The sequence below is a fragment of the Pseudomonas sp. FFUP_PS_473 genome (genome assembly GCF_002858665.1).
Lineage (GTDB): Bacteria > Pseudomonadota > Gammaproteobacteria > Pseudomonadales > Pseudomonadaceae > Aquipseudomonas > Aquipseudomonas defluvii.
This window is the reverse complement of sequence record NZ_PJQQ01000011.1, coordinates 16,109-30,240: the sequence shown is the minus strand read 5'-3', so window position 1 is coordinate 30,240 and position 14,132 is coordinate 16,109. Positions and strand designations below refer to the sequence as shown.

General features: G+C 59.2%; 10 protein-coding genes. 8 read left to right on the top strand and 2 right to left on the bottom strand.

Annotated elements, in window-relative coordinates; translation table 11 throughout:
* Positions 1 to 3 precede the first annotated feature (3 nt).
* The gene (tauA, locus tag CYD26_RS09575; protein WP_102052460.1) at positions 4 to 981 is read right to left on the bottom strand and encodes a taurine ABC transporter substrate-binding protein; all 978 of its coding nucleotides are present in this window, start codon (positions 979 to 981) and stop codon (positions 4 to 6) included.
* A 467-nt stretch (positions 982 to 1,448) separates the two neighbouring features.
* Here tauA and CYD26_RS09570 point away from each other — a divergent pair, with 467 nt between their 5' ends.
* From CYD26_RS09570 to CYD26_RS09535, 8 genes are all read left to right on the top strand, one after another.
* Positions 1,449 to 2,774 (top strand): OprD family porin, encoded by a 1,326-nt coding sequence (locus CYD26_RS09570; RefSeq protein ID WP_102052459.1) that lies wholly within the window; start codon positions 1,449 to 1,451, stop codon positions 2,772 to 2,774.
* A gap of 156 nt (positions 2,775 to 2,930) precedes the next feature.
* A complete protein-coding gene (locus CYD26_RS09565; RefSeq protein ID WP_099776225.1) occupies positions 2,931 to 3,569 on the top strand; it encodes a peroxiredoxin in 639 nt (212 codons plus the stop codon).
* Between the two features lie 215 nt (positions 3,570 to 3,784).
* The gene (gene ssuE / locus CYD26_RS09560; protein ID WP_102052458.1) at positions 3,785 to 4,378 is read left to right on the top strand and encodes an NADPH-dependent FMN reductase; all 594 of its coding nucleotides are present in this window, start codon (positions 3,785 to 3,787) and stop codon (positions 4,376 to 4,378) included.
* Between the two features lie 105 nt (positions 4,379 to 4,483).
* Complete coding sequence (locus CYD26_RS09555) at positions 4,484 to 5,449, top strand: sulfonate ABC transporter substrate-binding protein (RefSeq protein ID WP_065760090.1); 966 nt, start codon at positions 4,484 to 4,486, stop codon at positions 5,447 to 5,449.
* A 58-nt stretch (positions 5,450 to 5,507) separates the two neighbouring features.
* Positions 5,508 to 6,656, top strand: coding sequence for an FMNH2-dependent alkanesulfonate monooxygenase (gene ssuD, locus CYD26_RS09550; RefSeq protein ID WP_102052457.1), 1,149 nt, complete (start codon positions 5,508 to 5,510; stop codon positions 6,654 to 6,656).
* 10 nt (positions 6,657 to 6,666) lie between these two features.
* Positions 6,667 to 7,461: an aliphatic sulfonate ABC transporter permease SsuC gene (gene ssuC, locus CYD26_RS09545; RefSeq protein WP_065760092.1), complete on the top strand. Its 795-nt coding sequence runs from the start codon at positions 6,667 to 6,669 to the stop codon at positions 7,459 to 7,461.
* On the top strand, positions 7,458 to 8,270 hold the full coding sequence (gene ssuB / locus CYD26_RS09540; RefSeq protein WP_065760093.1) for an aliphatic sulfonates ABC transporter ATP-binding protein: 813 nt from the start codon (positions 7,458 to 7,460) through the stop codon (positions 8,268 to 8,270). Before ssuC ends, ssuB begins: the two co-directional genes overlap by 4 nt.
* 27 nt (positions 8,271 to 8,297) lie before the next feature.
* Complete coding sequence (locus CYD26_RS09535; RefSeq protein WP_009400132.1) at positions 8,298 to 8,513, top strand: molybdopterin-binding protein; 216 nt, start codon at positions 8,298 to 8,300, stop codon at positions 8,511 to 8,513.
* Between the two features lie 63 nt (positions 8,514 to 8,576).
* Here CYD26_RS09535 and CYD26_RS09530 read toward each other — a convergent pair whose 3' ends face one another.
* Positions 8,577 to 14,087 carry a dermonecrotic toxin domain-containing protein gene (locus tag CYD26_RS09530; protein ID WP_102052456.1) on the bottom strand — a complete coding sequence of 1,837 codons (5,511 nt, stop codon included), beginning with the start codon at positions 14,085 to 14,087 and terminating at the stop codon, positions 8,577 to 8,579.
* Between the last annotated feature and the right edge of the window lie 45 nt (positions 14,088 to 14,132).

Genomic DNA, 14,132 nt, shown 5'->3' with positions numbered 1-14,132 from the left:
CGATCAGTTGGCGATGAATTTGGCGCTGACGTAGGGCGAGTAGTCCGGCAGTACCGCCTCGACCTTGCCTTGCGCCTTGAGGAAGGTGGCGGTGTCGGTGATGGCCTGGGTGGTCGGTGCGCCGAGGGCTGCGATCTGGTCATTGGCCAGCGGGAAAACGTTGCCCTGAAGCAGCGCCGGGATATCGGTAGCCTTGGCCCCGGACAGTTTCACCAGCTTGTCGACGTTGCTTTGGTCGGCAAGCCAGGCTTGTGGGTCTTTGCGGTACTCGGCGTAGGCGTCCAGGGTGACCTTGGCGAAGGCTTTGACGATTTCTGGGTGTTTGGCGGCAAAGTCCTTGCGCACGATCCAGGCGTCGAAGGTGGGTGCACCGGTCTTGGCCAGTTCGCCGGAGGTGATCAGCACCTTGCCGTTTTCCTTGGCCACACCCAGTGCCGGGTCCCAGACGTAGGTGGCGTCGATGTCACCACGTTTCCAGGCAGCAATGATGGCGGGCGGCGCCAGGTTGAGGATCTGTACCTTGGCCGGGTCGATGTTCCACTGCTTCAGCGCGGCCAACAGGCTGTAGTGCCCGGTGGAGACAAACGGCACGGCGATTTTCTTGCCGACCAGGTCTTGCGGCGAATTGATCCCCGCACCGTCGCGAGCTACCAGTGCTTCGGCGGCGCCAATCTGGGTGGCGATCAGGAAGGTTTCCACCGGCAGCTTGCGGGTCGCGGCCGCCGCCAGAGGGCTTGAGCCCAGGTAGCCGATCTGTACATCACCCGAGGCTACGGCGGTGATCACGTCGGCGCCGCTGTCGAACTTGCGCCAGTCAATGCTGGCCTTGCTGGCTTTTTCATAGTCGCCGTCAACCTGGGCGACTTTCGCCGGGTCAACGGTGGTCTGGTAGGCCACGGTCAGGTCGGCTGCCTGGGTGAACCAGCTGGCACTGGCCAGGGTCAGTGCGGCGAACAGGCGCAGCGGCGTATGCAGGGTCATGGAAAACTCCTTCTCAGGCGGAGGGTGATGGGCGATTGAGAAGAAGGCTAAATGATCTAAGAAAATTAAAATAAATAACTTTTAGGAATTAGCTTAGGAGCCAATTGCTGTAAGGCGTTTGCGTGGCTGGGGGAGGGGGCGTTGCTTTGGCGATGGGGTGACTACGGTCAACCTCGCCACTGCACGGGTGGGAGAGGATTGAAATGGCTGCACGGAAAGGCAGGGAGAGAAAAATTCTATTTTTATGTCAGAAAAATCTTAAAACGTCATAAATAATTCTTTTTAGATTTATAGGATAGTCATTATTCTTCGGCGCAAACCGGACGCATTAGACCAAAGTCTTGAAATGAATGGTTACGATTGACTCGAACCACACCCTTTGGTGCTAATCGGCTATCGACGTCGAGCGAGGCAAAAGACCCCGCCGACGGAGAATCACAAGAATTAGAAATGAAAGGAGCAAAAATATGTACAAGTCCACCTTGGCACTTGCCGTGGCCCTTGGGGTTCTGGCTCAGCAAGCAGGTGCTGCCGGTTTCGTTGAAGACAGCAAGCTGTCTGTCAGCTCGCGCACCATGTATTTCGATAACGACAACCGTGAAGAGCACAATAAAGACCAGCGCGAATCAGGCCAGGGCTTCAAGCTCGACTACCAATCGGGCTTCACCGAGGGTACGGTGGGTTTTGGTTTTGATGCTCAGGCTGTTTGGGGTATTCACCTGGATGGTGGTAAAGGCCACCACCCGGCTAAGAGCAACTTCTTCCCAAGTGACTCTGATGGCTCGGCTGTAGATCAGTGGGCGCGTATCGGTGGCAACGCCAAGGCGCGTTTCTCCAAGACCGAAGCCCACCTCGGTAGCGCACTGGCGCCAAACCTGCCAATCCTGGTGGCCAACGACGGCCGTCTGTTGCCACAAACCTTTGAGGGCGGCATTGTCACCTCCAAGGAAATCGACAACGTCACCCTGACTGGTGGTCAGATTGAGCACGCCATGGGCCGTGCTTCGAGCAACAGGACCGGCCTGTCGGTTGCGGGCGCGACGCAGGACAGCAACAAGTTCCAGTTCGGCGGCGCCGACTGGAAAGTCACCAAAGACCTGACCCTGCAGTACTACTACTCGAACCTGGAAGACTTCTACAAACAGCACTTCCTGGGCCTGGTCCACGTCTACCCGATCGCGAACGATCAGTCGTTCAAGACCGACTTGCGCTACTTCGACAGCAGCTCGGATGGCAAGAACGGTCAGGCCGGTTACGAGTTCAAGAACAACGGTGGTTACGGTAAGAACAACGAGGTCGATAACAAGACCTGGAGCGCCATGTTCACCTACACCCTGGGCGGACACGCGCTCATGCTCGGCCACCAACAAGTTAGCGACGACGGTGGTTTTGTCTGGCTGAACCAGGGGGACGTCGTTGATGGCAATGGTAGTTACGAAGGTGCCGGCGGCTCCAGCTTCTACCTGTTCACTGACAGCATGATCAACCAGTTTGCGCGTGCCGGTGAAAATACCACCTTCGGTCAGTACTCTTATGACTTCGCTCGCCTGGGAGTTCCAGGCCTGAAGACCTCGATTGCCTACCTGCGTGGCGATGACATTCGTAACAAGAGCGGAAATGGCAGCTACAACGAGTGGGAACGTGATGCACGTATCGACTACGTGATTCAGGAAGGTACCCTCAAGGGGCTGGGCGCTAGCCTGCGCCACGGTATGTATCGTGGCAGCGGTGAAAGCAGCGCCGATCAGGACCAAACCCGCCTGATCTTCAACTACACCTACACCTTCATGTAAGTGTCAGTAGAGAAAGCCTCGCCTTGGTGCGGGGCTTTTTTTCGACCTGAAATTAATAGCTCGTAAAGTTATAAATAAATCATTATTTATTCTTTTTAATTTGCTTCAGGTCGATGCACAGTGGCTCCACCAGAACGTATTTCAAGGAGCCCCACCATGAGCCTCAGACTCGGCGATATCGCCCCCGATTTCGAACAGGATTCCAGCGCCGGCACAATTCGTTTCCATGAGTGGCTGGGCGACAGCTGGGGTGTGCTGTTTTCGCACCCAGCGGATTTTACGCCAGTCTGCACCACCGAACTGGGGTTCACTGCCAAGCTCAAGGAGCAGTTCGCCGAACGCGGGGTCAAGGCCATTGCCCTTTCGGTCGACCCGGTCGAGTCTCATCTGCGCTGGATCGAAGATATCAACGAAACCCAGAACACCGTCGTCAACTTTCCGATCCTGGCCGACGCCGATCGCAAGGTGTCTGACCTCTATGACCTGATCCACCCCAATGCCAGCGACACCCTGACCGTGCGTTCCTTGTTCGTGATCGACCCGAACAAGAAGATCCGCCTGACCATCACTTACCCCGCCAGCACCGGGCGCAATTTCCACGAGATTCTGCGGGTGATCGACTCACTGCAACTGACCGACAACCACAAGGTCGCCACCCCGGCCAACTGGCAGGACGGTGACGAGGTGGTGATCGTGCCGTCACTCAAGGATGAGGACGAAATCAAACGGCGCTTTCCCAAAGGTTACCGGGCGGTCAAGCCCTACCTGCGCCTGACCCCGCAGCCAAACCGTTGAGTGTGTGACGCATTGCTTTAGCCACAGCAGGGATTTTCGGGCCGTTTCGACGGCCCTTTTTTTTGCGCGGCGTACGGGTTATTCAATATTCCTATACTGAATAACCAAATGAAAAAATATGATTTATAGATATATAAAACAGCTGTTAAGGTCACTCCATCAACGCGAGATCTGCTGCTCGCACCCGTCTCGAAACCGCTAAAGGATACGCTTCAATGTTGGTTGTCTCTCTCGGTGGCAGTCCCAGCGTGCGTTCACGCTCTGGTGTGTTGCTCGAACGCGCCCGGCACTGGTTGCAAGGCCAGGGTGTGGAAGTGGTGACATTCCAGGTGCGCGACTTCCCGGCAGACGATCTGCTGCATGCGCGCTTCGACAGCCCTAAGGTTCAGCACTTCCTGCAACTGGTCGAGCAGGCCGATGGCCTGATCGTCGCGACACCGGTGTACAAGGCGTCGTTCTCCGGTGCGCTGAAGACCCTGCTGGATTTGCTGCCTGAGCGAGCGCTGAGCCACAAGGTGGTATTGCCCATCGCTACCGGCGGCAGTATCGCCCACATGCTGGCGGTTGATTACGCGCTCAAGCCGGTGCTGTCGGCACTCAAGGCGCAAGAGACCCTGCAAGGGATCTTCGCTGACGACAGCCAGATCGCTTATGGCGAAGGCAGTGCTGCCGCGCAGTTGCTTCCTGCGTTGGAGCTGCGCCTGAACGAATCGCTGGAACAGTTTCACACTGCCCTGGCCCGTCGGCCAAAACCCGTTGCACCGGGGCTGTTGAACGAACGTTTGCTCAGTGCTCGCTGGAGCATCTGAGCCGCAACACGCAACACGTAACGCATTACTCGCACGTCCCACCTTACTCGCCCGCCAACGGGCAAGCAGGTGCAGCCTGAACCCTAATCGCAAAAGGAGAGCGCTATGCGCACTGTCATTTTGCGTCGTGGTCTGGTCGCTCTGTTTGCTGCGGCTGTGTCCTTCGGCGCCATTACTCAAGCCCAGGCAGAAAGCCTGCGTATCGGTTATCAAAAGTACGGCACCCTGGTGCTGCTCAAAGCCAAGGGTACGCTGGAGAAGCGCCTGGCGGCGCAGGGCGTGCAGGTCCAGTGGACGGAGTTTCCGGGTGGCCCGCAACTGCTTGAAGGGCTGAACGTCGGCTCAATCGACTTCGGTGTCACCGGCGAGACCCCGCCGGTATTTGCCCAGGCTGCTGGCGCGGATCTGTTGTACGTCGCCTATGAGCCACCGGCGCCGCACAGCGAAGCGATCCTGGTACCCAAGGACTCGCCAATCGACTCGGTGAAGGCGCTCAAGGGCAAGAAGGTTGCCCTGAACAAGGGCTCCAACGTTCACTACCTGCTGGTTCGGGCCCTGGAAGATGCCGGCCTGAAATACAGCGACATTCAGCCGGTGTTCCTGCCGCCCGCCGATGCCCGTGCCGCCTTCGAGCGTGGCAGTGTCGATGCCTGGGTGATCTGGGACCCTTACCAGGCGGCGGCCGAGAAACAACTGCAAGCGCGCACCCTGCGCGATGGCAAAGGCATCGTCGACAACCATCAGTTCTACCTGGCGACCAAGCCTTACGCACAGAAACACCCTGAGGTGATCAGCGCCTTGGTGGACGAGGTTCGCGCGGTGGGTGAGTGGTCCAAGGCCAATCCGCAGGAGGTGACCGATCAGGTGGCGCCGCTGCTCGGCCTGCCCGCCGACATCACCCTGACCTCGGTTAAACGCCAAGGCTACGGTGCGACATTCCTGACGCCAGAGGTGGTCGCCGCGCAGCAAAAGATCGCCGACACCTTCCAGGCGCTGAAGCTGATTCCCAAGCCCTTGAGCATCAAGGATGTGATCTGGACACCCCCGGCCAAGGTCGCCAGCGCGCCTTGAAGCATTGCCTGCGCCGGGGCGTCGCCCCGGTCTGAGCCACCCTTAGGAGACAACTCCAATGAGCCTTAATGTTTTCTGGTTTCTGCCTACCCATGGCGACGGTCATTACCTTGGCACCGCCGATGGCGCGCGAGCAGTCGATCACGGTTACCTGCAACAGATCGCCCAAGCGGCGGATCGCCTCGGTTTTGGCGGCGTGCTGATCCCCACCGGGCGCTCCTGCGAGGACTCCTGGCTGGTCGCCGCTTCACTGATCCCGGTAACCCAGCGCCTGAAGTTCCTGGTGGCTCTGCGCCCCGGAATCATCTCGCCAACGGTCGCTGCACGTCAGGCCGCAACCCTTGATCGGCTCTCGGGTGGCCGCGCGCTGTTCAACCTGGTCACCGGTGGCGACCCGGAAGAGCTGTCCGGGGATGGCCTGTTCCTCAGTCATGAAGAACGTTATCAGGCCTCGGTGGAGTTCACCCGCATCTGGCGTCGCGTGCTCGAAGGCGAGACGGTCGATTACGACGGCCAGCATATTCAGGTCAAAGGCGCCAAGTTGCTTTACCCGCCGATCCAGCAGCCACGTCCGCCGCTGTACTTTGGTGGCTCGTCCGAGGCAGCCCAGGACCTGGCCGCCGAGCAGGTTGAACTGTACCTGACCTGGGGCGAGCCGCCGGCTGCCGTTGCCGAGAAAATCGAGCAGGTGCGGGCCAAGGCGGCGAAACAGGGGCGCACGGTGCGCTTCGGCATTCGCCTGCATGTGATCGTGCGTGAAACCAACGCCGAAGCCTGGCAGGCCGCCGAGCGACTGATCTCGCACCTGGACGACGACACGATTGCCCGTGCCCAGGCATCCCTGGCGCGCTTCGATTCGGTCGGCCAGCAGCGCATGGCTGCACTGCATGGCGGCAAGCGCGACAACCTGGAAGTCAGCCCGAACCTCTGGGCCGGGGTTGGCCTGGTGCGCGGCGGTGCTGGCACGGCGCTGGTCGGCGATGGCCCAACCGTGGCCGAGCGGGTCAAGGAGTATGCGGCACTGGGCATCGACACTTTTATCTTCTCCGGTTACCCGCACCTGGAAGAGTCGTATCGGGTAGCCGAACTGCTGTTCCCGCACCTGGATGTGCAGCGTCCTGAACCGCCAAAAAGCGCAGGCTATGTCAGCCCGTTCGGCGAGATGGTCGCTAACGACATCTTGCCAAAATCTGCAGCGCAGCGCTGAGGACCGGGCCATGAGTCGTGCTAACGCGCCCTTGTCACACAGGCTTGCCCCTTGGGCCTTGCCGCTGCTGTTGCTGGCTGTCTGGCAACTGGCGGTAAGTGCCGGCTGGCTGTCGACGCGAATCCTGCCGGCACCGAGTGCGGTCATCAGCGCCGGTGTCGAACTGGTGCGCAGCGGTGATATCTGGAAGCACCTGGCGATCAGTGGCTGGCGCGCCGGTGTCGGTTTTGTCATCGGCGGCAGCCTTGGCCTGGCACTGGGCTTCATCACCGGGTTGTCACGTTGGGGTGAGCGTCTGCTCGACAGTTCGGTGCAGATGATCCGCAACGTGCCGCACCTGGCGCTGATTCCGCTGGTGATTCTCTGGTTTGGTATTGATGAGTCGGCAAAGATTTTCCTGGTGGCCCTGGGCACCTTGTTCCCGATTTACCTGAACACGTATCACGGTATTCGCAATGTTGACCCGGCCTTGGTGGAAATGGCGCGCAGCTATGGCCTGTCCGGTTTTGCGCTGTTCCGTCAGGTGATCTTGCCGGGTGCTTTGCCTTCGATTCTGGTCGGTGTGCGCTTTGCCCTGGGCTTTATGTGGTTGACGTTGATCGTGGCTGAAACCATCTCGGCCAATGCCGGTATCGGCTACCTGGCGATGAATGCCCGGGAGTTCCTGCAGACCGACGTGGTGGTGCTGGCCATTGTCTTGTACGCCGTGCTGGGCAAGCTCGCAGACCTTGCCGCGCGTGCACTAGAGCGGGTCTGGTTGCGTTGGCACCCGGCGTATCAAGTTGCCAAGGGAGATCGCCCATGAGCCTGTTGAACGCGTCACCCGCACGGCTGTTGCGCGGTATTCCGCTGGCTGCGCGCAACTTGCAGAAAACCTTCGGCGAGCGCCAGGTGTTGCGCAACATCGACCTGCATATCCCGGCGGGGCAGTTCGTCGCCATCGTCGGTCGCAGTGGCTGTGGCAAGAGCACGCTGTTGCGCTTGCTGGCGGGCCTCGACCAGCCCAGCGCGGGTGAGTTGCTGGCCGGCCCGGCAGCGTTGAGCGAAGCCCGTGAAGACACCCGGCTGATGTTCCAGGAAGCACGTTTGCTGCCCTGGAAAACGGTCATCGACAACGTAGGCCTGGGGCTTTCCGGTGACTGGCGCCCTCGCGCGCTGGAGGCCTTGGCGGCAGTTGGCCTGGCTGAGCGGGCCAATGAATGGCCGGCAGCGCTGTCGGGTGGGCAGAAGCAACGGGTGGCGTTGGCGCGAGCACTGATCCATCAACCGCGCTTGCTGTTGCTTGACGAGCCACTGGGTGCATTGGATGCCCTGACCCGTATCGAGATGCAGCAACTGATTGAAACGCTATGGCGTCAGCACGGTTTCACCGTGTTGTTGGTCACCCACGATGTCAGCGAAGCCGTTGCGGTCGCGGATCGGGTGATTCTGATCGAGGACGGCGAGATTGGCCTCGACCTGCTGGTTGACCTGCCACGGCCAAGGGCGCGTGGTTCACATCGCCTGGCAACCCTGGAAAGTGAAGTACTGAACCGTGTTCTGTCGGTGCCGGGCATTGCGCCCGAGCCGGAACCTGTAGCCCCTTTGCCCACGCAACTGCGTTGGGCGCATTGACCTCTCGTCCCATAAGGAATCAAGCAGATGACTATTAAAGCGATCAACGTACGTAACCAGTTCAAAGGCACCGTGAAGGAAATCCTCGAAGGCCCGGTACTGTCGGAAATCGATGTACAGACCGCCTCGGGTATCGTCACCTCGGTGATCACCACCCGTTCGGTCAAGGAGCTGGAGCTGACCATTGGTAGTGAAGTGATTGCCTTCGTTAAATCCACCGAGGTGTCGATCGCCAAGCTGTGAGCAGGGTGCGACACAACACCCCGACGGGCCAGCCTTGACCCGCCGGGGCGTGGTTGCGCCGGTTTACTCGGCTGCCGGGCGTAGCCCGCCAAACAGTTTCATCGCCTCTTCCTCGTTGATAGGTCCGTGCCAGGCGTTTGATACATTGCGCTCACTGCGCACCTTCAAATGGCCCGCACTTAATTTGCGGAAACCGCTGCCGGGGCGCTGTGGAAAGTGGAAGTGGGCGTACCAAAGCACGGTGTTGGCCGCCAGATCTATCACTTCATACTCTTCCAGGTACTCGATCGGCCGACCTTTGCTGTCTTTTTTCGGTTCCAGGATGCGTCCCCACCGCGCCTCGACGGCATTCTGCTCGTGAAGAAACTGCAGCTGACCGATATTCGGTTGTCGGGTGGTCTTGATTTTAGAGATGCGCAGTTCCTTGCCATGCAGGTCCAGATTCCTGGCTGCATCCCTCAGGCGTTGCATCAACTGACGCTGGTCGCTGGTGGCCCGATCCCCCAGGGCATCCTGGAGATCGAGTGCCCGTTCGCGCAAGTTGGTCGCGTAGTGCTCGGCGATGTTTTGCAGGCTGGCTGGCGCCATGTCAGTAGCCATATAGCCTTGCCAGCGGTTTTTTTGCTCCGCGATGCCGGCCAGTTGCTCGCGGGCCCGGTTTTGCAGTTCGTTAATACGGCGTGGGTCAATTGTTCGGCTTCTGACCGGTACCGTACTCTGCCAGCGATCTCCGTCAATCCGACGAAAACTTTCGGCATAGTTTTCGTCCATATTGTTCAGCACCACCATGTGTTCCTCACCACCAACATTCACCTGACGTCCTATAAGCAGTTGCTGGTCATCCGTTTGGAATACTCGGGCTGTACTGCGGCGTCCGGCACGTCGTTCTGGGAGCCGGTAATTGATCAAGGTATTGTCGATCTCGTTGATCAGTTGCGTCAGCATGCTACGAAAGCTGGTTACGGTTTCCGTATCAATGAACAGCGGGAAATTGTTTGACCAGGCGTCAAGGTAGGAGGTGAAGGTTGTGTATTGTCCCCTGAGCGCTCTCAATGCCTCGCCATATCTGGCTCTGCTCAGGTCAGCTTCCTGTAACTGGTGCTGGCTTAGCAGCGTGAGTACCAGATTGCGCCGCTTTGTCTTGAACTGGTTGTGGAACAGGTTGAAGTCGATGTCGTGCTCGTGGTCAAAATTGACGAGTAGCGAACTCTGTACATCCAATTTTGCCAATCTGTACGCCTGTGGCGACCCTAGCAGCAGTTCAATTGAATTGAACCTGGTGTCGTATGCGCTCAGCGCTGGGCCTTGGAGTTTTTTGCGTAAATTCAGATGGCGATCGAAGGCTTGACCAAGCTCTTCGAATTGCTCGAGCATCTGTTTACTGTTATTGCGGATTGAATTTCTGTGGGTGTGGAGGCGTGCTCTGTTTGCCTCCACGTCAGTTGGCTGAGAGTTGATGAACGCTTCGAGCTCTGCGTCGAGAATTTTTTGATTGCGGAGTATTGCGCGCGTTGCTCTGTCGCGTAGCTGGATCAGTAGCAGGTTTTGATTGGATCCATTTGTCAGGTATTCGTCCAGCAAGCGGCGGTAAAGCTGGCGGTTGATGCTTGGTTTCAAGCGGTTGAGGGTCTGCAGGCAGTGATCATGGTGTTCGACAAAACGCTGGCACACCGTGATCGCGTCCTGATGTGCTTTGCGAATTTGAGCAGGAACGGCAGGTTCTCCGATGACGCTCGTATTGCGGGCCTCCTGGATCGCAGCCGTGAGCGCCTCCTTGTGCTGATCGGTTTCACGCCTCATTCGTCTCAGCTCATCCTCCGGTTGCTCAATGGCGTTGCCGCGCAGGCGGCGAAGGTAGCCGTGCAGGGTTTCCCAGCCATTGTTGTACAGCTGGCTGAACCTCTGCCCTCCACCCTGCAGGCCACTCTCGACTAGCAGGCCGCTCAGGTGCCCATGGGTTTCCCAGACGCCATCTTCGCTGAGCCGTATGGGTTGCTTGTAGTGCTTGAGTGCGTTGCCTTTCAAGCGCCAAGTGTTGTAGGTCGCGTCCCATTGCACTTCGTAGTAACGGCCGTAGCGGCTGATGTAGCGCTTGCCGTCCAGCGCCAGCGTATTGCGCGTATAGCCTGCGCTGTCCAACCGCGCCGTGTGCATCGGCATCTCTGTTTCGTAGCCTTTGAACGGGTCGGGTGAGACCGTGCGCACGGTCTTGCCCAGGGTTGTCCGCTGCGCTTGGGTTTGTCGCAGTCGAGTGTACGCGCGTGCGCTGGCCACGCGTGCGCTTGGCGTGGCGCCGAGACCTGGGGCAATGTCGAGTAATGCATCAATGATCGACAGTACGACCGAATTCAAGTGGTCGACGCCTTGGCTGTGTTGCCCGCGCATAAAGGCTTCGACTGCAGCGGTGGAGGCGTTCCAGCCATCGTAGAGCCCCACCGCGACACCGACACCCGGCACGAATGACAGGCATAGATGGATATAGTCGTATACCCGGTTGTGGCGGATCGCCGCTTCTTCCAGATACAGCTCGCGTTGGCTGCGGGCTGTTTTTCGATGCTGAGTGATCAACCGGCCCATTTGCAGCCGGCTCAGGTGCGTGGCCAGCGAAAGGGTTTGGCGTGTGCCGGGGGCAATAAAGCCTGTGAAGCTCTTCAGCAGCGCCTGATTGATGTAGCTGCGATGCCGTTCCGGGTCGCCTGCTACGGGACGCGTTGCCAGCCAGTCGAGCATGATGCTGTTCAACGCCATTTGCTCCAACGCCTGGCAGGCCGCTGTTGCGTTTGGATGCTGGCTGACAATGCGGCCGTTGGGTGCTTCTGGCAGGTAAAGGATGACGGTGTCGTGGCTGGCGTTTTGCAGCAGGAACACGCCGGACAGCGCGACCTCATGGCTGGAACCGTCAGCGGCAACACCGGGGTTGAGGTTCAAGGGTGTCCATTCAATCGTACCGGCTGCCGCATCGCGCAGCAGGGCCTGCCCTTGGTCGTCCAGATCTGCAGGTTTGCTCAGGGCAAAGAGTTCCAGGCTGAGTGCAAACGGCCGACGGAGTACTTCGTCACGCCACTCTTTTGCCATTTCCGTGTCGCCTTCCGAGCCATTGAAGGCTTCGAGGATGGCACTTTCATAAGCACCCGCCAGATCGAGCGTCTTGTCGAGGCGAGCCAGGTAGGTGCTGGTCAAGGCATTGCTCAAGCGTGTGCTGCTTTCGGGAGGATCGAAGGCAAAACGCATGTAGTTCATGCGTTGCAGAACGTTCTCATCCATAGCCCCCAGGAGCAGGTTCTCCAGGGGAATATCGCTGCGCGCTTCACTCGGTACGAAGACCGTCCTGGTCGCATGCGCTTGGCCCGAGCCGGCAATCGGCTCTTGGTACATGTCGACCTGGTCCGGCAGGTTTACCGTGATCGTTGGGACGGTCGTAAGCCCGAGATCTTTGCGCAATTGCTGCGCCAGCTTGTCCCGTGCGAACTGGGTGCGTTCGGGCAGGCTCTGTTCCAGGCAGACGATGGAGGCTACCATCGCCTGACTGTACTGCTGGAAGCCGGCAGTCAGGGCGTTTCTCTCTTCAGCCGACAGGCGGTTTAGCCGGGTGTCAAACTGCTTGACGATGTTTTCGGTTCTGTTCTGTTCGGCAATCGCGTTGAAGGCTTGCGTCCGGGCTTCGTTTCTGGGAATCGACAGCAGCGTGCTCAACCAGGCGTGAGCTTCAGTGCTGGACTCGACCTGTTCGGCGTCTTCTGGTTGTATGGCGTCAATGATCGTCTGCACGCAGTGATCAAAGCAGTGGGTAATCAGCGGGGTGCTTTCCAGGCGCGCCGGTTCCTGGCTGCTGGCCAGCGCGGTCAACAGCGCTTGGGACGCTGTTGGCCCGACACTGTCGATCAGGGTATTGGCCCACAGCCCGGACAGGCTTTCGAGCAGCGCTTGTGTCAGTAGCGTTTCGTCAGCAAACGCCTTCAGCCCGCCATCGCGTCCAGACCGATAGAGCAGTACGTCATTTTCCTGCGTCGTTGTTTCTGCGGCGGGCCGAAAGGTCAGAAAGCCGTGCAGTGGCCACTGTTGATTGCCTATGACCAGTGTCAGCCTGGCAACCTCGACCGTGTGCTCTGGGGTGTATTCCGGTTGTGCCACGACGGCGTCGATGAGCGCGAATTGCGCGTCGTTCAATTCACCCAGCGTCTGCTGCAGACGCGCTTCGGCGAGCAGTGCCTGAGCCAGGCGGTGGCTGATGAAGTCGAAGCGAGAGGTGCCCTCGACATGTTCTTGCCAGTCGGCAGGGGAGAGGGGGTCGGGCAACTGTTCCAGGTGCCTGGAGGTTTTTTCCTGGTGTTGCTCCAGCGCTTCTTCAAGGGCGCGCAGGGTAACCATGGCTGGCGCAGTGACTGCCGTATCGTCGCCCACGTAGCGCTCAAGGGCTGCTTGATAGGCCGCGATGCGCGAGGTTCGCCAGAGCAGTGGCAGTACAGGGCTGAGTGCATCGAAATGCAGTTGTTCTTCAGCCAGCTGCTGTTCGTGTTGCAGGGTGCTGTGGATCAGGGCCGAGGTTTCATCGGCCAGAGGTGCCACGAGACGCAGGCTGCTGCGTTGCTCCCAGTCGTTGATCGACTGCCAGTCGAGGTTGCCGGGCTCCTGGTTCTGGTCCGGCGTCTGGTTCAGGCAGGCCTGCTCGAGTAACGGCAGTGCGCGCTCTTCATGGTCGAGCAGCAGTTGCTTCAGTACAAAGCCGAAAGCGCTTTCTTCAAGCGGGCTGATGACCGGTGCCCCGGACGTATTGTCGTCATCCTCGGTGGCTGGCAGGTCTGGCCATAAGGTGGCGCGCAGTTCGTTCAAGCCACTCTCCAGAGCTGCACGATCAGCGTATGCGCGAAGGGTTGTCGTATCGCCGGGGCGATACAGCAGCCATGGGGCCTGCTCGGCCAGTGGCTGAACCACTAGCGTGGCCTGCGCCAGCTCACGCATTTTGTCCGAGTGTTCCCAGTAAACCGCCGCCCAGGTGCTGGCCGCATGCCCTTGGTACCAGGCGTGTTCGTCAATGTTCCCGAGGCCGTAAGCCAGGTCGATGCTGTGGGTGAAATGCTGTTGCAGCAGGCTTTCTCCGTGCGCCAGGCGAGCGTGTGCATGCCCGGGCATGCGTTGCGCCCAGTATGTGCTGTAGACCTGTGCTACCAACCGGCCTGGTGTCAGGGCGTTGATTCGACGGACCCAGTCGGCACCGCTCATTTGGGCTGCACTGGCGTTGTTATCCACCCCATAGGTGGTCCAGTCTTCTGTAAACAGATTGGAAAACGCCGGGCTGGCGAGCAGGTAGGCCGACATGTCCAACAGGCTCACCTGGGTCGTGTCGTGTTGCACACCGCACAGGCGTGGATCAATGTTCCACTGCTGGGAGAGCATGCTGGCAATGGATTGCTGCAGGCCAGGGGATTGCGCCATCAGCGCTTGCAACGCCGGGATGATCTGGTTGAGGGCCATGCTGGCTTGGTGGAGCGAGTTACCTGTACCGGAGCGGGTACCGCTAACGGTCTCCTCCAGGTCGGTAGGCTCAGGGAATGTGATTTCAAAAAAATCTGGCATGGGTGCCCTCCGTGACTAAGTTGAGCGGCGCCGTGTTTGCCGCTC

What these genes read in the sequence shown, in the direction of transcription:
- tauA (WP_102052460.1), bottom strand. Translation starts at nt 981, where the DNA reads ATGACCCTGCATACGCCGCTGCGCCTGTTCGCCGCACTGACCCTGGCC.
- CYD26_RS09570 (WP_102052459.1), top strand. Translation starts at nt 1,449, where the DNA reads ATGTACAAGTCCACCTTGGCACTTGCCGTGGCCCTTGGGGTTCTGGCT.
- CYD26_RS09565 (WP_099776225.1), top strand. Translation starts at nt 2,931, where the DNA reads ATGAGCCTCAGACTCGGCGATATCGCCCCCGATTTCGAACAGGATTCC.
- ssuE (WP_102052458.1), top strand. Translation starts at nt 3,785, where the DNA reads ATGTTGGTTGTCTCTCTCGGTGGCAGTCCCAGCGTGCGTTCACGCTCT.
- CYD26_RS09555 (WP_065760090.1), top strand. Translation starts at nt 4,484, where the DNA reads ATGCGCACTGTCATTTTGCGTCGTGGTCTGGTCGCTCTGTTTGCTGCG.
- ssuD (WP_102052457.1), top strand. Translation starts at nt 5,508, where the DNA reads ATGAGCCTTAATGTTTTCTGGTTTCTGCCTACCCATGGCGACGGTCAT.
- ssuC (WP_065760092.1), top strand. Translation starts at nt 6,667, where the DNA reads ATGAGTCGTGCTAACGCGCCCTTGTCACACAGGCTTGCCCCTTGGGCC.
- ssuB (WP_065760093.1), top strand. Translation starts at nt 7,458, where the DNA reads ATGAGCCTGTTGAACGCGTCACCCGCACGGCTGTTGCGCGGTATTCCG.
- CYD26_RS09535 (WP_009400132.1), top strand. Translation starts at nt 8,298, where the DNA reads ATGACTATTAAAGCGATCAACGTACGTAACCAGTTCAAAGGCACCGTG.
- CYD26_RS09530 (WP_102052456.1), bottom strand. Translation starts at nt 14,087, where the DNA reads ATGCCAGATTTTTTTGAAATCACATTCCCTGAGCCTACCGACCTGGAG.